Below are 19,573 nucleotides of genomic sequence, written 5' to 3'. Positions count from 1 at the left end.
CGGTTTTCTCATGCCGGAGTTTTTTTGTGATTAAAAAAGGGGTTTTTAATTTTAAAATAGAAATACTTGGAAAGAGGAGGGAGGATCATATGAAAATGACAGCGGGTGTGATAAAGGGGTATGGGGAAATCGATGTCCCATACACATTGTTATCCAAAGGAAAAAAGGTTGAAGGGATTGCCATCCTCTTGCCGGGACTTGGTTACACCGTGCAGGCACCTTTGCTTCATTATTCGACAGGTATTTATCTGGAGAAAAATTTTGACGTGCTGCATGTTAACTATCAATATTCGAGTGCCAACTACGAAACATTTTCTGTGGAAGAGGTGGATGATGCTTTAAAGCACGATGTAAATATAATCATCGATAAGGTGTTACAACATCATGCCTATCCACATATCCACATAGTGGCTAAGTCGTTCGGGACACTGGCTTTGGGGAATGAAGCGGGAAGGGAGTCCGTGCAGGATGCCAAGTTCATCTGGTTGACCCCCTTATTGAAAGAGGATGAAATCTTTCAGGCTATGTTGAATAGTAAGCAGGAGGGTCTCTGTATCGTCGGGGACGAGGACCGTCACCATGATGAGGGGCGATTCATTGAACTTAAAAAAAATCCCCGCCTGGAGATGCATCTGATCAAAGGGGTCAACCACAGTCTTGAACATGACTTCAAGGTACTTGATTCCATCTCCACCCATAAAGAGATCATGTCGATCATCAAAGCATTCTCAGAAGCGTAGCAAATGGCTGCGCTTTTCTTGATGTTTTCATAAACTTTTTTACTTTTGAAGAGGTGAGTAGTGGTTGATTTCCGCTCCAGGTGCTCGCTTTCCGCGGGGCGTGAGTTGAGCCTCCTCTAGCTCTACCCTGCGGGGTCTCACCTTTCCCGCAATTCCCGCAGGAGTCGAGCACCTTCCGCTCCAATCAACACATATGTTGAGTTTTTCAAAAGACAAATCTCGGCACCTAGACGGTTTCAGAATCCTGATTTAAAAGTCTTCAACGACCAATCGTAGTATGTATATAATTCCCTTTTTAGCTCTGTCCCTCATATCTAATATAGATGGTGAAGGGAATTTCGTAGACTCCTGCGGAAAACGGGAGTGCTGAGACCCCGGAAGCGAAGCTGAGGAGGCTCGGCCGTACGTCCGCGGAAAGCGCAGCAGTTCCCATCACCAGCCAGCACATGTTGGATGACAGAGCCATAGCAGATATTATGATATTAACGAACTGTTTTTGCGTAAACCATCTTAAAAAACCCACCTTCTCATCCCCAAACTCAATCAGTCTTTGTGGATAAGCAAGCCTCCTTGCGCTTTTCTCCATTATTGCTAAAATAGGTTAGAGTACGCTTATAAATATGAAGCGAGTGTAACGTGAAGGAGGAGCTACTTTTGGCTAAAGTTCGCACAAAAGATATCGTCGAGAAGTTTAAATTGGAGCTTGTCGGCGGCGAAGAGGGTTTACATAGACCGATTACGACGAGTGATATTTCCCGTCCCGGCCTAGAAATTGCCGGGTATTTCAACTACTATCCCGCCGAACGGATTCAATTACTGGGGAAAACCGAATTATCCTTCCTCGAATTGCTGGATGAAGCAGAACGCAAGCGCAGGATGGAAGCGCTCTGTACAGATATCACCCCTGGTATCATTATTTCAAGAGACCTGGAGATACCGGATGAGCTGGTGGAAGCAGCGAATCGTTATGATGTCCCTGTCATGCGTTCTTCCATGAAAACGACACGGTTTTCTTCAAGACTGACGAACTACTTGGAAAGTAAGCTTGCTCCTACTACGGCCATCCATGGTGTATTGGTCGACATCTACGGGGTCGGTGTATTGATCACCGGAAAAAGCGGTGTCGGGAAAAGTGAAACCGCCCTTGAGCTTGTGAAAAGAGGGCATCGCCTTGTCGCCGATGATTGCGTGGAAATCAGACAGGAAGATATGGATACGTTGATTGGCAGTTCTCCTGAGTTGATCGAACATCTCCTTGAGATCCGGGGACTCGGGATCATCAATGTGATGACGCTGTTCGGTGCCGGAGCCGTGCGAAACTACAAACGCATTACCCTGTGCATCAATCTTGAACTGTGGGATAAAACGAAACAATATGACCGCCTTGGACTGGAAGAAGAGACAATGAGAATCATCGATACGGATATTACGAAATATACCGTGCCGGTCCGCCCGGGACGAAATCTTGCCGTCATCATCGAAGTGGCTGCCATGAACTTCCGCCTGAAACGAATGGGCGTCAATGCCGCCGAACAGTTTACAAACCGTCTGGCTGATGTGATTGAAGACGGGGAGAATGAAGATATCTAAGCTTTACATATAATAAAAAAGGAGAGACACAATGAACGAGAATATTACGCCAATCGATCCTATTGCCATTTCACTCGGTCCGATCCAGGTACACTGGTATGGAGTCATCATCGGACTTGGAATTGCACTGGGACTTTACTTAGTCATTCGTGAAAGCAAGCGTTTAGGTCTTCATCCCGATACCTTCATCGATTTGCTCGTCTGGGCGATTCCCATCGCCATTATCTGTGCCAGGATTTATTATGTTGCCTTTGAGTGGGACGATTATTACGCCGATCACCCCGGGGATATCATCAAAGTATGGAATGGCGGGATTGCCATTCACGGTGCGTTGATCGGATCCGTCCTCACCACTGTTGTTTTTGCGAAAATTAAAGGGTTGTCTTTCTGGAAACTGACGGATATCGCCGCACCAAGCATCATCCTCGGTCAGGCGATCGGACGCTGGGGGAACTTTGTGAACCAGGAGGCCCACGGTGGTGAAGTGTCACGCTCATTCCTTGAAGGTTTAAAGCTTCCTGATTTTATCATCAATCAAATGTACATTGACGGTGCGTATTACCAGCCTACCTTCTTATATGAATCTCTTTGGAGTTTCGCAGGGTTGATCCTCCTTCTTATCCTGAGAAGAAAAGCCGACTGGCTGCGTCGGGGAGAATTGTTCCTCGTGTATGTAGTATGGTATTCGATCGGACGATTCTATGTAGAGGGACTGAGGACGGATAGTCTGATGCTCGGATCTTTACGATTCGCTCAAGTGATTTCCATCGTCCTGATCATTGCCGCGATTGCTGTGTTCGTTTACAGAAGAAAAGCAGGTCTTGCCCAAAAGGCATACGATGAAAAGACAGATACAGTGAACGCATAATAAAAGGGGAGAGGGAAGTATGTGGATGTCATCTTTGAAAAATGGGGGACTCTCAGGATTGAAAACAACGTGGTCGTTGGGGAAAGTCATTTTCCCCATCACGCTGATCGTCTTTTTGCTGCAATACACTCCGGTCCTGCCTTGGATCATGGAGAAAATTTCGCCATTCATGAGGCTTCTCGGTCTTTCTGGTGATGCGGCGATTCCCCTTGTCCTTGGGAATTTCCTTAACCTATACGCAGGGATCGGAGGGATTTTGTCCCTTGATTTAACGGTGAAGGAAGTATTCATCATTGCGGTGATGCTGTCTTTCTCACATAATCTTTTCATTGAATCGACGGTCGCGTCAAAAGTGGGCGTGAAGATCTGGCTGATTGTCACGGTGAGAATCGGACTTGCACTCCTGTCTGCCGTCATCATCAATCTCGTATGGAGCGGGGGATCTGATATTGCCAAGTATGGAATGATGCCCCCACAACAGGCGGAGCCCGATGGATGGGGAGAGATCGTCTTGCTTGGCCTTGAAAAAGCAGGGTTCGGTGTCCTTCAATTGGCCATGATCGTCATTCCTCTGATGATCATCATTCAGGTGATGAAAGATTTGAAATGGATGGACGCATTTTCCCGCTGGATGTCCCCTGCTACACGGGCCCTCGGAATGAATGAGAATACGTCGACGACGATGGTGGCGGGACTCGTCATCGGTCTCGCCTACGGGGCGGGTGTCATGATCCAGGCGGTCAAGGAAGATGGGGTCAGTAAGAAAGATGTCACGATCGCTTTCCTCTTTTTAGTGGCATGTCACGCAGTGGTGGAGGATACATTGATCTTCATCCCCCTTGGCATACCTGTACTGCCGCTTCTTTTGATCAGGCTGGTGACCGCCATCCTGTTAACCATGCTGGTGGCGTATATTTGGAATAAAGTTGATGCTAAGAAAGAAAAGGAGCTGCATTATGAGCAGGATTACAACAATTCTATTTGACTTGGATGGGACACTGATCAACACGAATGATCTGATCATTTCATCCTTTTTGCATACATTGAATCATTATTATCCGGGGCAATACAAGGAAGAGGACGTCCATCCTTTTATGGGACCGCCACTTGAAGAGTCCTTCGGTGGATTGGATCCCGATAAGATGGAAGAAATGTGTGCTCACTATCGTGCATACAATCACGAGCATCATGATGCCCTCGTGACAGAGTTCGAGGGAGTCTATGAAACCGTGAAGACCCTTTACGACAATGGATACAAATTGGCGATCGTGTCGACGAAGGTCCGTGATGTGGTATTGAAAGGATTGGATTTGATGAATCTTCGTCCGTTCTTTGACGTCATCATCACCCTTGATGAGGTGGAGAACGCGAAGCCCCATCCAGAACCGATTGAAAAAGCATTGGTGCTATTGGGATCTTCCCCTTCTGAAGCCATCATGATCGGAGACAATCACCACGACATTTTAGCCGGAAAAAATGCAGGCGTCCTGTCGGCTGGTGTTGCCTGGAGTGCCAAGGGAAGAGAACATCTTGCCCACTATGAACCGGACTTCATGCTTGAAAATATGAAGGACTTACTAGCAATCGTGGGGGCCCCGACTGTATGAGACGGACGACCCGCTATCCTGTTGAAGGAGCAAATTCCCTCTGGCATGTGTACAAAACCGTACCATTCGGGAAGGTCGTCAAAAATTTCATCGTCATCCAGCTTGCCCGTTACACGCCATTTTTAGGAATGAAAAACTGGCTTTACAAGACGTTTCTACGGATGAACATCGGTGAACACACGTCCTTCGCCCTCATGGTGATGCTGGATGTGATGTTTCCGGAGAAGATTTCCGTTGGACGGAATACGGTCATCGGCTATAATACAACGATCCTTGCCCATGAATATTTGATCAAAGAGTACCGCCTGGGTGAGGTGGAGATCGGATCGGAAGTGATGATCGGTGCCAACACGACGGTGTTACCGGGCGTGAAGATCGGCGATGGTGCCATCGTCTCAGCAGGTACCCTCGTACATAAAGACGTGCCGGCAGGGGCCTTCGTCGGTGGGAACCCGATGAAAGTCATCTATACGAAAGACGAGTTGGCCGACCGTTGGCGGGAAGACAGCATCTATGGGTTGAATAAAGAAGAATAAGGGAAAAGGCAAAGATAGAGTGGATTCTGTCTTTGCCTTTTTTTATTTTTGTGAAACGGGGCAGGAAGTGTGGCGGAATTTGTCGAATGGCAGATAGATTGGTTATTTGTGAGGTATTTCATTTTGTCGCCGATATTTCTGGAATGGCCGATATATGTTAAAAACGTCAAATGACTAAAGCCCCCACATAACCTTTCGCTCCCTGCAACACTCCCCCGACAATTCCCCCTTCAAAACGGTTGACGAATAAAAAAAGAAACGCTACACTACAAATAACTTTATTTTATTAGCACATTAGCGAACTAAAGGATTTCTGAATAATCGAGAAGTAGTAACAATCCCCCGTTAAGGGAAAAATAGATGAATTAATACGCCAAAGGTGGTTCTTATGACGAATTTATTTATGTTCGAGAAGCCATTGGGAATGAGAGATACATTTCCTGATTTATATGAGATCAAAGATCAGACGAAGAAGAAAATGGAACAGGCCATGAAGCTTTGGGGTTACCGGTTCATTGAAACCCCGAGCCTGGAGTATTATGAAACTGTCGGTGAAGCATCGGCGATCCTCGATCAACAGCTCTTCAAGCTATTGGATCAACAGGGGCATACACTCGTGTTGAGGCCTGATATGACTGCCCCGATCGCGCGGGTTGCGGCTTCAAAATTATTAAAAGAAGAAGCCCCTCTCAGACTTGCCTATTCCAATTCAGTCTTCAGGGCCCAGCAGCGGGAAGGCGGGCGGCCGGCAGAATTTGAACAGGTGGGGATCGAATGCATCGGGGATGATTCCGTCAGTGCAGATGCCGAAGTCATCGCCCTTATGGTATCGGTTCTTAAAGAAGCAGGCTTGGAGCATTTCAAGATTTCCATCGGCCATATCGGATTTGTACAGGAGCTGTTCACTCAAATCGTCGGTACCGAAGAACGGGCAGACACGTTAAGAAGATATTTATATGAAAAAAATTATGTCGGCTACCGTCAGCATGTCAACGAACTGGCCCTATCATCCATCGATAAAGAAAGGCTTTTCCGGTTCCTGCAATTACGGGGATCGGAAGATGTACTCGGTGAAGCATATGCCCTCCTTGAAGGAGGAAAAGGACTGGGTGCCTTGGAGCAGCTGAAAGATCTTTGGAGTATTTTAAAAGATTATGAAGTGGAGAAATATGTGAAATTCGACTTGAGCCTTGTCAGTCATATGAGCTATTATTCCGGCATTTTATTTGAAGTGTATGGGGAGAATGTCGGGTTTGCCATCGGGAATGGCGGACGCTACAATAAGCTCCTTGAAAAGTTCGGCAAAAATTCGGGAGCGACAGGCTTCGGGTTACGCCTTGACTATGTTCTGGAAGCCATGCAGGTTGAATTATCTTCCACCCTTCAGCAGTGTGTCCTGTTCAGTGATGAGCGCAGGAAGGAAGCGATTGGCCTGGCGCGTGACTTGAGGAATGAAGGGGTCGAGGTTGTGCTGCAGAACTGGAAGGGTGTAGGAGATGTGGACGAATTCACAAAGGTGTTCAGCAATGTCCACTTCGTCGTCGGACAGGACCGGAAAGGCGGTGAAACATCATGAGTTCGTTAACCATTGCCATGCCTAAAGGCAGGATATTTGAAGAAGCAGTGGAACTATTAAGGCAGGCCGATTACAACCTTCCGCCTGAATTCGATGATTCACGAAAGCTCATCATCGAAGTGCCAGAGGAGGACTTGCGTTTCATCCTCGCCAAACCGATGGATGTCCCGACCTATGTGGAGCATGGTGTCGCTGACTTAGGAATTGCCGGGAAGGACGTCATGCTGGAAGAAGAAAGGGACGTCTACGAGCTCCTGGATCTTCGTATCAGTGGTTGTTATCTGGCGGTAGCGGGACTGCCGAATACGAAGATGAGTGAGGTGGCGCCGAAGATCGCGACTAAATATCCAAATGTCGCTTCCTCCTATTTCCGGGAGCAGGGAGAGCAGGTGGAAATCATTAAATTGAACGGTTCCATCGAACTCGCGCCGTTAATCGGGCTTGCCGACCGCATCGTCGATATCGTTTCTACCGGCCGGACCCTGAAAGAAAACGGCCTGGTCGAATACGAAACCATCGTCGGCATCACCTCACGTCTCATCGTCAATCCCGTCAGCTACCGGATGAAAGACGAAAAAATCGAAGACCTCGTCACCCGGCTGACACGCATCATCGGGTGAGAGGGACGGACCTCTCTTGTTCGAGTCCGGAATGTAGTGTTTGCAGGAATTTAAGAAGCTTTTGGGACGGAATATCGATGGAAATCGAGGTCCGTCCCTCTGAATAGAGATTACATATTTGAGACTGATCCTGATAACAGGTCCGTCCCTCATAAAGGTTGGTGAATGATGTGAAGATTATTAGGGATATTAGCGGGGCGTCGATCAAGCGCTCTGTGGATAGTGGTACGGAGGAGCAGCGCAGGGCGGTCCAGGGGATCATTTCTGCTGTGAAAAAGGATGGAGACAAAGCGGTTCGTGGATATACAGAGACATTCGATGGTATTCATTTAGAGAACTACAAAGTGTCTGAGAATGAGATAGAGGAAGCTTTCTCCTCACTCGATCAGGAAATGATATCGATCATTGAAGAAGCGGCGGATAATATTCGGGACTTTCATGGACAGCAAAAGAGATCGTCATGGTTTTCAACAGATGAAGATGGAACGATGTTAGGTCAAAAGCTCACGCCTCTTGATTCGGTTGGTGTGTACGTTCCGGGTGGGACCGCAGCCTATCCGTCATCCGTATTGATGAATGTCCTTCCGGCAAAAGTGGCCGGAGTAAAGAGAATTACAATGGTTTCACCTCCAGGTAAGGACGGAACGTTATCTCCGGGGGTTCTCGTGGCCGCGAAGGTAGCAGGAGTAGAGGAAATCTTTAAAGTCGGTGGCGCTCAAGCCGTTGCCGCACTTGCCTACGGGACGGAATCCATCTCGCCTGTGGATAAAATCACGGGACCGGGGAACATTTACGTTGCCCTCGCCAAACGGGAAGTGTTCGGTGATGTGGATATCGATATGATTGCAGGGCCGAGTGAAATCGTGATACTGGCCGACGGAAATCAGAGGGCAGATGAAATCGCGGCAGACCTTCTTTCCCAGGCAGAACATGATGCCCTTGCTTCAGCGGTCCTCGTGACCCCTTCATCGACACTTGCGGAAGAGGTATCCGCTGAGGTTGAGCGTCAATTGGCTGCTCTTCCCCGGGAAGAAATCGCCCGTCAATCGATCACGGATTTTGGTGCAATCTATGTGACGGGAGATATTGAAGAAGGAATCGATGTCGTGAATAAGCTCGCTGCAGAGCATCTGGAAATCTTGACGGATAAGCCCTTTGAAACGATGGCGAAAATCCGCCACGCCGGAGCGATCTTTCTCGGACGATACAGCTCCGAGCCTGTCGGGGATTATTTTGCAGGACCGAATCATGTTCTGCCGACGAACGGGACAGCCCGTTTCTCAAGTCCGTTGAATGTGGATGAGTTTATGAAGAAGACAAGTGTCATATCCTATAGCGAAACGGCACTGGAGAAAAACTACGAAAAAATCGCGAAGCTTGCCCGATTAGAGGGTCTTGAAGCACATGCGAGAGCAGTGGAGATACGATTCGATAAAGAGAAATAGGGAAGAGGGACGGACCTGCAGAGGTGAGGTCCGTCCCTCCAAAAAAGGAGGACATCATGGTGAGAAGTGCAGAGATTGTGCGTAAGACGAGTGAGACAGATATCCGATTGAGTTTTGGAATCGACGGGGAAGGGAATTCGAGGATCGAGACAGGGGTCCCGTTCATGAGTCATATGATGGACTTGTTCACGAAGCATGGACAATTCGATTGTACGATCGAGGCAAACGGGGACACGGAGGTCGACGATCATCACACGACAGAGGATATCGGGATTTGCCTCGGACAGGCACTGCTTGAGTCCCTTGGAGACAAGAAAGGCATCAAGCGTTATGGTTCGGCCATGGTCCCGATGGATGAAGCCCTGGCTCAAGTCGTGGTGGACCTGAGCAACCGCCCTCACCTTGAATTCCGGGCAGAACTTCCAAGTCAGAAAGTGGGGACCTTCGATACGGAGCTTGTTCATGAATTCCTGTGGAAACTTGCCCTTGAAGCCCGGATGAACCTCCATGTCATCGTGCATTACGGTCACAATACCCACCATATCATCGAAGCGATCTTCAAAGCACTGGGACGCGCCCTGGATGAAGCGACCACGATCGATCCCCGGGTAAAAGGGGTACCATCAACGAAGGGAATGTTATGATTCATGATTGGAATTGTGGATTATGGAATGGGAAATCTGTTCAGTGTCAGTAAAGCGCTGGAACGATTGAACGCCCCTTACTTTATAAGTGATGTACAAGAAGAGTTATTGACTGCCGACGGGTTGATTTTGCCCGGGGTCGGTGCATTTAAGGATGCCATGAGTCTCCTTGAAACCACTCATTTAAAACAAACTATCCTGACGTTTGCGGAAAGTGGCAAACCACTCCTTGGAATTTGTTTAGGTATGCAGCTCCTTTTTGAGGAAAGCAGGGAAAATGGAACGACGAAGGGATTGGCTCTGCTCCCTGGGGAAGTGCTACATATCCCGAAAGAGGACAGTGAAGGGAATGCCTACAAAGTCCCTCATATGGGCTGGAATCTTCTCCGTTACCAGAAAAGCTCCACCATTTTAGAAGGGTTAACGGAAGGCTATGTTTACTTCGTGCATTCTTATTATGTGCAGGAAGGATCCAAAGACGTGATTGCGGCAAGCGCTGATTATGCAGGAGTTGAAATCCCTGCCGTCGTAAGTCGTGACAATATTTACGGCATGCAGTTCCACCCCGAAAAAAGCGGAGAGCTTGGCATGCAGCTGTTAGAAAACTTTACAAAACGGGTGAAGGAGAGGGTCTCATGAGTTTTACAATCTATCCTGCCATTGATATGCGGGGCGGAAAATGCGTCCGTCTCATTCAGGGGGATTATAATCAGGAAACGGTGTATGGAGACTCTCCCTTCGATATGGCAAAAAAATTCGCCGATGAAGGGGCCGAGTGGATTCATATGGTGGATCTTGACGGGGCAAAGGAAGGCTCCCGGATCAATGATGAATTCGTGATTGCCGTTGCAGAAAAACTCGATGCCAAGGTTCAAATCGGAGGAGGCATCCGTACGAAAGAGGATATCGAGCACTATTTGAACAAGGGTGTCGACCGTGTCATCATTGGCAGCATTGCTGTTTCCGACACGGAATTAGTGAAAGAATGGCTTCGGGAATATGGTGATAAGATTGCCATCGGACTTGACGCGAAGGATGGCTATGTGGCGACCCATGGCTGGTTGGAAACCTCTGCTCTTAAAGCGGTCGATCTTGGAAAGGAACTCGCTGAAGCCGGTGCAGAAACATTCATTTTCACCGATATTGCCACAGACGGAATGCTATCTGGTCCCAATGTTGAAGCGGTTGTGGATCTTGCCGAACAAACGGGGAAATCAGTGATTGCGTCTGGAGGCATTAGCTCACTGGAAGATCTGAAGATGTTAAATCGATACGAAAGCCAGGGAGTCTCCGGTGCGATTTGCGGAAAATCCCTTTATACAGGGAAGTTCACTGTGAGTGAGGCATTAAAAGAGGTGAAGTCATGTTAACGAAACGGATTGTTCCCTGCCTGGATGTGAAGGAAGGCAGGGTGGTAAAAGGCATTCAATTTGTGGAGCTCCGTGATGCGGGGGATCCCGTGGAACTTGCCAAAGTGTATGATGAGCAAGGGGCGGATGAGCTGGTGTTCCTGGATATTTCTGCATCACATGAAGGCCGCAAAACCATGGTCGAGGTCGTTCAACATGTGGCTGCCGAATTAGCGATTCCTTTCACAGTGGGTGGAGGGATCAATTCGGTGGAGGATATGAAAGCGATCCTCCGGGCAGGAGCGGACAAGGTCTCCCTGAACACAGCAGCCGTTCTGAGGCCGGAGCTAGTCCGGGAAGGGGCCGATTACTTCGGCTCCCAATGTATCGTAGTGGCGATTGATGCCAAATATGACGAAGGAACCAAGGGCTGGAAGGTTTACACCCACGGAGGCAGGAAGCTGAAAGACCTTGATGCCGTTGAATGGGCGAAGGAAGTGGAAGCCCTCGGTGCAGGGGAAATCTTACTGACGAGCATGGACAGCGATGGAGAGAAGAAAGGCTTTAACCTGGCTCTTACAAAGGCAGTCAGCGAAGCGGTGTCGATTCCCGTGATCGCTTCCGGCGGTGCCGGGAATGCAGGTCACTTTAAAGACGTATTCACCGAAGGGAAAGCCGATGCGGCCCTGGCAGCTTCCATTTTTCATTATAAAGAAACGAGTGTAGAAGAAGTGAAAAGCTACTTACGAAAAGAAGAGGTGCACGTACGATGACAAACACTGATTGGATCGCATCCGTGAAGTACGACGACAAAGGCCTTGTGCCTGCCATCGTACAGGATGCTGTAACGAAGGATGTACTGACACTAGCCTATATGAATGAAACCTCACTTAAAAAAACCGTTGAGACGGGGGAAACCTGGTTCTATTCCAGGTCCCGCCGAGAGCTTTGGCACAAGGGTGAAACGAGCGGAAATACCCAAACGGTCGAGAATATCACGTGGGATTGCGATCAAGATGCCCTTCTGGTCCTCGTCTCGAAGAAAGGTCCTGCCTGCCATAAAGGGGAGGACAGCTGTTTCCATGAAAAAGTCTTTGGTGAGGAGAGAGCATCAAAAGAAAATATTCTTCTCACTCTGGAAAAACTTATCGAAACTCGTGAAATCGAGCGTCCGGAAGGAGCATACACAACCTACCTTTTTGAAGAAGGAGTGGACAAAATCCTTAAAAAAGTAGGAGAAGAAGCATCAGAAGTGATCATTGCCGCAAAAAACAGGGACAGTGAAGAACTCAAATGGGAAGTCGCCGACCTCTTCTACCACGTCCTCGTCCTATTAAGAGAACAAAAACTTCCACTCGAAACGGTCTTGGATGTCCTCGTGGAACGTCATAATAAGTAACAGACAGAGGGACGGACCTTCGCGCCTGGCGCGAAGGTCCGTCCCTCAAAATATGGTAGTTTAGTACGGGTGTATTGTATGATATACTACTGTAGTTATACTATGAACGTTTCGGAGGACTTTGATGAGAAAAGGGTCAAAATTAAGTAGTGAAGAAGCGAAAGTGTTGTCTTTTGTCCCCACTGGTGAGTATTACTACAACAAAGGGATGAAAGCTTATCAACGTCGTGAACTTAAGAAATCGTTAAAATATTTAAATAGAGCATTTCAATTAGAACCGATTGAACCGATGATTGCCTGTCAATTATCGATTGTGTATACGGAGCTTGGTGATTACAAGCGTTCCAATGATTTATTGCATACCATACTAGAGGATCTCGATCCCCGTATGACGGAATGCCATTATTTCTTGGCCAATAACTATGCCCACCTAGGCTTATTTAAAGAGGCGTACGAACAGGTCTCCACATATCTTGAGAAAGAAGAATACGGTGAATTCGTCGAGGATGCCGAGGACTTGCTGGAGCTTCTGGAACTCGATTCCGACTTGATTGTGGATGATCTGTATGAGCATGATGAGCTCATCGTCCAGCAGGAGAAAGCAAGGGATCTCCTCGAATCCGGTCACTTCCAGAAGGCGGTGGATACCTTACAGGAGGTCATCCGGGACTATCCTGAATTCTGGTCGGCTTATAATAATCTGGCCCTTGCCTACTTCTATCTTGGAGAAGTGGATAAAGCGTCCGCCACTCTGGAAGAGGTGCTTGAGAAGAATCCGGGTAATCTTCATGCCCTGTGCAATACGGCGGTCTTTTATTTCTACCAAAAACGCCATGACGAGCTTGAACAACTGATCCGGGGTCTTGAGAAGGTCCGTCCCCTTCTCCATGAGCACCGTTACAAGCTCGGTGCCACATTTGCACTTGTGGGTCATTCAAAGCGTGCGTATGATTGGCTGAAGTCCCTTCAGAAGATCGGCTTCGAAGGTGACGCGAGCTTTTATTACTGGTTGTCTTATTCAGCTTATGAGACAGGTCATGAGGATACGGCCCGTAATGCGTGGAAAAAGGTACTTGATATCAACCCTGAAAAAGAAGGGCTCGAGCCTTGGAACGACCAAAAACAGGAGGAAGGCTTTGAAAATCACGTCACATCCATTTTAAAAAAGCTTCAAAGTGAGTATACGGAAGAGAAATTATTCGGCCTTTTCCTGACGTCCATCTCTGATAATCAAAGGGCCATCCTCACTCACGCAGACTTTTGCGATATAGAGGATCTGTCGATTGTCGAGAAGGTGTATTTGGCGCAGGTATTGAATAGTAACGGCAATAGTTCGATCAAGGTGAATCAGGAAATCCAGAATATGCATCAGGTCGCCCTTCATCTATATGGCGAACATCACCCGATCACGAGCGTGGAATCCGGTTTGTTCCTTACGTGGTTCACGATTGCCTACCGGGGGATCAAAGAACGGGAAACCTTCAAGAATGCCAAAGCATTTGCAGCGGCAACGGAATTCGTCTGGAATCGCCTCAGGAATGAAAAGGTGACGAAAAAGCAGCTTTGCGACCGGTTTGACTTATCCACAAGCACACTGACAAAATATATAGCGGTCGTGGAAAGTTACCTGCCCTGAGCATATTTTTGGACGATATGAACCTATTTTTTATAGGATAGGTGTAGGAAGTAAATACTATGGGTTGAAGGCTTCTGGGCGCCATTCCAACCTTTGTCCATAGTATTGAATAAAGAATGTGCTTACGACTGTTTCGGAAGGAGAATGTCATTATGTCTGAAGAAAAAATTTATGATGTAATCATTGTAGGTGCTGGCCCTGCAGGAATGACTGCAGCTGTTTATACGTCTCGTGCAAGCCTTTCAACGCTTATGCTTGAAAGAGGAGTGCCGGGCGGACAAATGGCGAATACGGAAGAAGTGGAAAACTATCCTGGCTTCGACCATATTCTTGGACCTGACCTTTCTAATAAAATGTTCGACCATGCAAAAAAATTCGGTGCGGAATACGCATACGGAGACATCAAGGAAATCGTGGACGGCGAGGATTTCAAAATCGTCAAAACCGGTTCAAAAGAATTCAAGGCACGTGCCGTGATCATCACGACAGGTGCAGAATACAAGAAAATCGGTGTCCCTGGAGAAAAAGAACTTGGCGGACGCGGAGTATCTTACTGTGCCGTGTGCGACGGAGCATTCTTTAAAGGAAAAGACCTTGTTGTCGTTGGTGGAGGGGACTCTGCCGTTGAAGAAGGGGTTTACCTGACAAGATTCGCTAACAAAGTGACGATCGTTCACCGCCGCGACGAGCTCCGTGCTCAAAAGATCCTGCAACAGCGTGCGTTTGATAACGAGAAAGTGGATTTCATCTGGAACCATACGATAAAAGAAATCAACGATAAAGACGGTAAAGTCGGAAGTGTAACCCTTGTATCCACTGAAAATGGAAAAGAAACAGATTTCCAGGCAGACGGTGTATTCATTTATATTGGAATGCTTCCATTGACGAAGCCATTCGCGAACCTCGGAATCATCAACTCTGAAGGATACATCGAAACGAACGAACAAATGGAAACAAAGGTACCTGGTATCTTTGCAGCCGGAGATGTCCGTGAAAAGCAACTTCGCCAAATCGTAACAGCAACAGGTGACGGCAGCATCGCCGCACAAACCGCTCAGCACTATATCGAAGAGCTGAAAGAAAAAGTCAAAAACGGTTAATGTAACGAAGCCTTACGGAAGGGGAATCCTCTCGTAAGGCTTTTTTTATCGGTCAATTCTTCTTATGCTTATTAAACACATACACCAACTCCGACAGGGTCAACTTCTTTAATCCTTCATCACATGGCTTGTAAACCCCAGCTTCTACCAACCGACGAATAAATTGCTGCCTCTCTCGTTCAACGGCTTCACGTAAATATGGCATGCGTGTTCACTCCTTTTGGATTCTTAAGGAAAGTGTACGGGGATCTTGGCGGAAAGTCTTCTGGTTTGTTAAGTTTTCTACCAATTTAGAATTCTTTGTAAGGTTTTCTAACATAATAGTCCAAATCCCCTGGCAGGACATGTATAATCAACCTATTCCCTGCTTAGGAGGATGAGTCAGCCGTGGATAATGAACCTTCCTATAAAGATAAGAAAGTGATTTCGATCGGGGTCGTGAGCGAACTGACCGGATTGACCGAGAGGAAGATCCGCTATTACGAAGAGAAGAATCTGATCTTTCCACAGCGCTCCAACAGGGGATATCGCAAATACTCATTCTCCGATGTGGAACGATTGATGGATATCGCCGACCAGCGCGAAGAAGGGGTCACGACCAAAGAAATCAAACATGAACTAACCATAAAAGAACAAAAAGAAGCGAAACAGAAAATGATCAAAGGCCAGCTGAATGCACGTTTTGGGATACAGAAGAAGTAAAGAGGGACGGACCTCTGGATCTTTGGAGTGATATCTATGTGAATCTCTCCGAAAGTGTCCTGATGTATTAGAAGATTATTCCGTGGTGAAAAATGGATTAATCTCAAGAACTCCAATTCCAAACCTGCTATGAAAGAAACCGATAACCATCTTCCAAAAATAAACAGGATTATAACCCCTCCAACAGGGAATAACGACTATTATGAAAGTCATCTCAGTTTATTTCGGAAGGTCGGATCAACAATGAAAATAGTGAAACTCGCAGCGGTTGTCGTACTGTTTGCTCTTATACCCGTCGTCTACTTCAGTTTTTTTGCAGATGAGACAGAGTCATCTTCAAAAAAACGAGTGATCGCATTGGGGGATTCCCTCACCTATGGTTATGGTGATAAGAAGGAAGCAGGGTATATCGGGCGGTTAGAAGGAAAAGTAAACAAAAAACATACCAAGACGTCGTATAACTTCCAAAACCTTGGAATACCCGGGCAGCAGTCGGATCAATTACTCGCACAAATCGTGAAGCCTGAGGTTGCCGAGGATTTGAGTGAAGCGGATGTATATATCATCAACATTGGAACCAATGATTTAATCAAGAACAATGGTGGAGACTTGTTCCCTTTACATCACGATGAGATCATGGAAGCGAAAGAAGATTATCTCGATAATCTGGATAAGATCCTGAATATTACCGGGACAGCGAGCGATAAAGCGGATATCATCGTGTTGGGATTGTATAATCCATACCCGGACAAAGACAGCGATAAAATCGAAGCATATGTGGATGATTGGAATAAGTCGATGAAGAAGGAAGCAGAAAAACATGAAAATGTGAAATACGTATCGACCAATCCATTATTTAAAGGAAAGTCCAAGGAAAACTATTTCCATGATTCCCTTCATCCCAATGGAAAAGGATACGAATTAATGGCAGATCAAATCATGAAGAACTATAACTTTTAAACCTTATTTTTACAGTATTCGGGAGAATTCGGGGTGATTTGCGAAACCCCATTTGAAACATTAACAATTCCGTAATACCGTTTTAAATCTGTTGTAACACTAGTGAAACAATTTTCGGGTAATATAGATAATAAGAAATTGACCCCCTTTTAAGTAATAAATCCCGTAGATGACACAGGAATCGCCTGTGTCTATTTTTTTTGCTTTTTTTTCTGTTATAGTGACTGGGGTATACCTGTACCAATCACTTGCAGACTCCTCAACATGTCAAAACCTGTCCCAATATTTTTCGATTTCAATCGACACGTTTTCCGGCAGGCGGAGACATTGTAGCTTGTCTGTAATCATAGTATAATGTAAGGAATGAAGTTGACTGTAATCGGGACTGGTGCATCCACGGGTCCCAAAACATCAAGATTGAGGTGAAGGTAGTGCAACGTGTCACAAATTGTTTATATCTGGATGGAGACAAGGTGCTCCTTCTCCAAAAACCAAGAAGGAACTGGTGGGTCGCCCCGGGTGGAAAGATGGAGTCCGGAGAATCGATCAGGGATGCCGTCATCCGGGAGTATCGCGAGGAAACAGGCATCTATTTAAAGAATCCCGATTTAAAAGGCGTGTTTACGTTCATTATTAAAGACGGTGATCAAATCGTTTCGGAGTGGATGATGTTCTCTTTCTTTGCAACAGAGGCGGATGGAGTCAATCTTCAGGAATCGGCAGAAGGTAAGATTAAATGGCACCCGATTGAAGACATCAAGAATTTGCCTATGGCTGAAGGAGATTATCATATTCTGGACTACCTTTTGCATGGAAAGAATACGATTTATGGAACATTCACCTATACGCCTGATTTTAAATTATTATCTTATCGACTGGATCCAAGTTAAACAACGAACTTTTTATATAGAATATTACGATAAAAGCGGGGGAAGAGCATGAGTACAGGTTCGACGAACGATGTTCAATTGGTCATCATAACGGGTATGTCCGGAGCCGGCAAAACGGTTGCCATTCAAAGCTTTGAGGATTTAGGATTCTTCTGTGTGGACAATCTGCCGCCCACTCTTCTGCCAAAATTTTTGGAACTGATGAAAGAGTCCGGTAATAAAATGAATAAGGTCGCCCTTGTCATGGATCTCAGGGGAAGGGAATTCTTCGATCATCTATTTAAAGCATTGGATGAACTGGCGGAAACGTCATGGGTATCGCCTCAGATCCTCTACCTTGATGCAGATGATTCGTCCCTTGTCAGACGGTACAAGGAAACACGCCGTTCGCATCCATTGGCTCCATCAGGCTTGCCTCTTGAAGGGATCCGTCAGGAAAGGGAGCTCCTCGAGGAATTGAAGGGGCGTTCCCAGTTGATCTATAATACTTCCACCATGAAGCCAAGAGAACTTAGGGAAAAGATTCTAACGGAATTCTCGGTGAACAAGAAAACGATCTTCACGGTGAATGTCGTATCCTTCGGTTTCAAACACGGGATTCCCATTGATGCCGATCTGGTATTTGATGTCCGCTTCCTTCCGAATCCCCATTACATCGATCATATGAGACCGAAAACGGGATTGGATGAAGAGGTTTCTACCTATGTGTTGAAATGGAATGAAACGAATAAATTCATTGAAAAAATAACCGACTTACTCTCGTTCATGCTTCCCCAATACAAGCGTGAAGGAAAGAGCCAGCTTGTCGTGGCCATTGGATGTACAGGCGGGCAGCATCGCTCGGTTGCGTTGGCAGAGTATCTTGGACATCATTTTGAAAAGGACTATCAAACAAAAATTTCTCATCGAGATATCCAGAAGAGAAAGGGTCTAACAACATGACACATACACCCAAGGTCGTCGTGATCGGGGGAGGAACCGGCCTGCCGGTCCTCCTCAGGGGATTGAAGCGACACCCGATTGATATAACGGCCATCGTCACCGTTGCAGATGACGGTGGCAGTTCCGGTCGTTTGCGGGACAGTCTGGACATTCCTCCACCAGGAGATATACGCAATGTCCTCGCTGCCCTATCAGAAGTAGAGCCACTGGTTGAACAAATGTTTCAGCATCGATTTGAGACGACGAATGAACTGTCCGGTCATGCCCTCGGGAACTTGATCATCGCGGCCCTTGCTTCCATTACAGGGGACTTTGTCCATGCGATTCAGGAAATGAGCAGGGTATTGAATGTGAAGGGAAAGGTGCTTCCATCAGCGAATCAGAGTGTCATCCTCAAGGCTGAAATGGAGGATGGGACGATCGTGACGGGTGAATCCGCCATTCCGAAAGCCGGTAAGAAGATCAAACGTGTCTTCCTGAAGCCGGACAGCATCAAGGCATTAGGTGAAACCTTGCGTGCCATCAAAGAAGCCGATTTAATTGTGATGGGACCGGGAAGCCTATATACTAGTATCTTACCGAATCTTCTTGTCCCCGGAATTGGCGAAGCCGTCTGCCAGGCCGATGCCAAGAAGATGTATATTTGCAATATCATGACCCAGGCAGGGGAGACGCTGGATTATTCAGCGAGCGACCACGTGAAGGCGTTATACGATCATTTAGAAACACCAAGCATTGATTATATCTTGGTAAACAAGAAACAGGTACCAAAAGAGGTACAGGAAAGATATAATGAAGAGCAGGCGAGCCCCGTTCATTTTGATGTGGATAAATTAAAATCCATGGGCTTGGAAGTGATCGCAGAAGAGATCCTTTCCTATGAAAATCATCTCGTCCGTCATAACACAGAGAAGGTCGCGGATATTATTTATTCTTATTTGAAAGAATCAACCAACTGATATACTACGG

23 protein-coding genes are annotated in these 19,573 nt (G+C 46.7%); 21 read left to right on the top strand and 2 right to left on the bottom strand.

Annotation, left to right across the window (positions count from 1 at the left end):
* Positions 1 to 89: 89 nt before the first annotated feature.
* Positions 90 to 740, top strand: coding sequence for an alpha/beta hydrolase (locus tag NQ095_RS05380; protein ID WP_258262437.1), 651 nt, complete (start codon positions 90 to 92; stop codon positions 738 to 740).
* Between the two features lie 295 nt (positions 741 to 1,035).
* On the opposite strand, the gene NQ095_RS05375 is transcribed toward NQ095_RS05380, so the two are convergent.
* Entirely contained in the window at positions 1,036 to 1,326 is a 291-nt protein-coding gene (locus tag NQ095_RS05375) for a hypothetical protein (RefSeq protein WP_258262436.1), read from the bottom strand.
* A gap of 68 nt (positions 1,327 to 1,394) precedes the next feature.
* Here NQ095_RS05375 and hprK point away from each other — a divergent pair, with 68 nt between their 5' ends.
* From hprK to trxB, 15 genes are all read left to right on the top strand, one after another.
* Positions 1,395 to 2,330, top strand: coding sequence for an HPr(Ser) kinase/phosphatase (gene hprK, locus NQ095_RS05370; RefSeq protein ID WP_098439060.1), 936 nt, complete (start codon positions 1,395 to 1,397; stop codon positions 2,328 to 2,330).
* A 31-nt stretch (positions 2,331 to 2,361) separates the two neighbouring features.
* The gene (gene lgt, locus NQ095_RS05365) at positions 2,362 to 3,198 is read left to right on the top strand and encodes a prolipoprotein diacylglyceryl transferase (RefSeq protein ID WP_258262435.1); all 837 of its coding nucleotides are present in this window, start codon (positions 2,362 to 2,364) and stop codon (positions 3,196 to 3,198) included.
* Between the two features lie 19 nt (positions 3,199 to 3,217).
* Positions 3,218 to 4,183: a nucleoside recognition domain-containing protein gene (locus NQ095_RS05360; RefSeq protein ID WP_258262434.1), complete on the top strand. Its 966-nt coding sequence runs from the start codon at positions 3,218 to 3,220 to the stop codon at positions 4,181 to 4,183.
* Positions 4,155 to 4,805 (top strand): pyrophosphatase PpaX, encoded by a 651-nt coding sequence (gene ppaX / locus NQ095_RS05355; RefSeq protein ID WP_258262433.1) that lies wholly within the window; start codon positions 4,155 to 4,157, stop codon positions 4,803 to 4,805. Before NQ095_RS05360 ends, ppaX begins: the two co-directional genes overlap by 29 nt.
* A complete protein-coding gene (locus NQ095_RS05350; protein WP_258262432.1) occupies positions 4,802 to 5,341 on the top strand; it encodes an acyltransferase in 540 nt (179 codons plus the stop codon). Before ppaX ends, NQ095_RS05350 begins: the two co-directional genes overlap by 4 nt.
* A gap of 388 nt (positions 5,342 to 5,729) precedes the next feature.
* Entirely contained in the window at positions 5,730 to 6,917 is a 1,188-nt protein-coding gene (locus tag NQ095_RS05345; RefSeq protein ID WP_258262431.1) for an ATP phosphoribosyltransferase regulatory subunit, read from the top strand.
* On the top strand, positions 6,914 to 7,537 hold the full coding sequence (gene hisG / locus NQ095_RS05340) for an ATP phosphoribosyltransferase (protein ID WP_375162811.1): 624 nt from the start codon (positions 6,914 to 6,916) through the stop codon (positions 7,535 to 7,537). The genes NQ095_RS05345 and hisG overlap by 4 nt, the downstream gene beginning before the upstream one ends.
* Positions 7,538 to 7,707: 170 nt before the next feature.
* Positions 7,708 to 8,982 (top strand): histidinol dehydrogenase, encoded by a 1,275-nt coding sequence (gene hisD, locus NQ095_RS05335; RefSeq protein ID WP_258262430.1) that lies wholly within the window; start codon positions 7,708 to 7,710, stop codon positions 8,980 to 8,982.
* Positions 8,983 to 9,038: 56 nt separating this feature from the next.
* A complete protein-coding gene (gene hisB, locus NQ095_RS05330) occupies positions 9,039 to 9,626 on the top strand; it encodes an imidazoleglycerol-phosphate dehydratase HisB (RefSeq protein ID WP_258262429.1) in 588 nt (195 codons plus the stop codon).
* A 3-nt stretch (positions 9,627 to 9,629) separates the two neighbouring features.
* Complete coding sequence (hisH, locus tag NQ095_RS05325) at positions 9,630 to 10,265, top strand: imidazole glycerol phosphate synthase subunit HisH (RefSeq protein WP_258262428.1); 636 nt, start codon at positions 9,630 to 9,632, stop codon at positions 10,263 to 10,265.
* Complete coding sequence (gene hisA / locus NQ095_RS05320; RefSeq protein WP_258262427.1) at positions 10,262 to 10,996, top strand: 1-(5-phosphoribosyl)-5-[(5-phosphoribosylamino)methylideneamino]imidazole-4-carboxamide isomerase; 735 nt, start codon at positions 10,262 to 10,264, stop codon at positions 10,994 to 10,996. The genes hisH and hisA overlap by 4 nt, the downstream gene beginning before the upstream one ends.
* Positions 10,990 to 11,748, top strand: a complete 759-nt coding sequence (gene hisF, locus NQ095_RS05315; RefSeq protein WP_258262426.1) for an imidazole glycerol phosphate synthase subunit HisF — start codon at positions 10,990 to 10,992, stop codon at positions 11,746 to 11,748. Before hisA ends, hisF begins: the two co-directional genes overlap by 7 nt.
* Positions 11,745 to 12,374, top strand: coding sequence for a bifunctional phosphoribosyl-AMP cyclohydrolase/phosphoribosyl-ATP diphosphatase HisIE (hisIE, locus tag NQ095_RS05310; protein WP_258262425.1), 630 nt, complete (start codon positions 11,745 to 11,747; stop codon positions 12,372 to 12,374). The genes hisF and hisIE overlap by 4 nt, the downstream gene beginning before the upstream one ends.
* Positions 12,375 to 12,498: 124 nt before the next feature.
* Positions 12,499 to 14,010, top strand: a complete 1,512-nt coding sequence (locus NQ095_RS05305) for a tetratricopeptide repeat protein (protein ID WP_258262424.1) — start codon at positions 12,499 to 12,501, stop codon at positions 14,008 to 14,010.
* A gap of 152 nt (positions 14,011 to 14,162) precedes the next feature.
* Entirely contained in the window at positions 14,163 to 15,110 is a 948-nt protein-coding gene (gene trxB / locus NQ095_RS05300; RefSeq protein ID WP_258262423.1) for a thioredoxin-disulfide reductase, read from the top strand.
* 52 nt (positions 15,111 to 15,162) lie between these two features.
* On the opposite strand, the gene NQ095_RS05295 is transcribed toward trxB, so the two are convergent.
* A complete protein-coding gene (locus NQ095_RS05295; RefSeq protein ID WP_258262422.1) occupies positions 15,163 to 15,315 on the bottom strand; it encodes a Fur-regulated basic protein FbpA in 153 nt (50 codons plus the stop codon).
* A gap of 182 nt (positions 15,316 to 15,497) precedes the next feature.
* Here NQ095_RS05295 and NQ095_RS05290 point away from each other — a divergent pair, with 182 nt between their 5' ends.
* The 5 genes from NQ095_RS05290 (at position 15,498) to NQ095_RS05270 (ending at position 19,563) form a co-directional block, all read left to right on the top strand.
* Positions 15,498 to 15,812, top strand: coding sequence for a MerR family transcriptional regulator (locus NQ095_RS05290; RefSeq protein ID WP_258262421.1), 315 nt, complete (start codon positions 15,498 to 15,500; stop codon positions 15,810 to 15,812).
* 243 nt (positions 15,813 to 16,055) lie between these two features.
* Positions 16,056 to 16,772 (top strand): GDSL-type esterase/lipase family protein, encoded by a 717-nt coding sequence (locus NQ095_RS05285; protein ID WP_258262420.1) that lies wholly within the window; start codon positions 16,056 to 16,058, stop codon positions 16,770 to 16,772.
* A 431-nt stretch (positions 16,773 to 17,203) separates the two neighbouring features.
* Complete coding sequence (locus tag NQ095_RS05280) at positions 17,204 to 17,662, top strand: 8-oxo-dGTP diphosphatase (RefSeq protein WP_034764665.1); 459 nt, start codon at positions 17,204 to 17,206, stop codon at positions 17,660 to 17,662.
* A gap of 48 nt (positions 17,663 to 17,710) precedes the next feature.
* Positions 17,711 to 18,604, top strand: a complete 894-nt coding sequence (gene rapZ / locus NQ095_RS05275) for an RNase adapter RapZ (RefSeq protein WP_258262419.1) — start codon at positions 17,711 to 17,713, stop codon at positions 18,602 to 18,604.
* Positions 18,601 to 19,563: a gluconeogenesis factor YvcK family protein gene (locus tag NQ095_RS05270; protein WP_258262418.1), complete on the top strand. Its 963-nt coding sequence runs from the start codon at positions 18,601 to 18,603 to the stop codon at positions 19,561 to 19,563. Before rapZ ends, NQ095_RS05270 begins: the two co-directional genes overlap by 4 nt.
* Positions 19,564 to 19,573: the final 10 nt, after the last annotated feature.

Origin of the sequence: Rossellomorea sp. SC111 (genome assembly GCF_024733565.1) — a bacterium.
Taxonomy (GTDB): domain Bacteria; phylum Bacillota; class Bacilli; order Bacillales; family Bacillaceae_B; genus Rossellomorea.
Note: the sequence above shows the minus strand (reverse complement) of the source record. Positions and strands in the feature narration are given on the sequence as shown.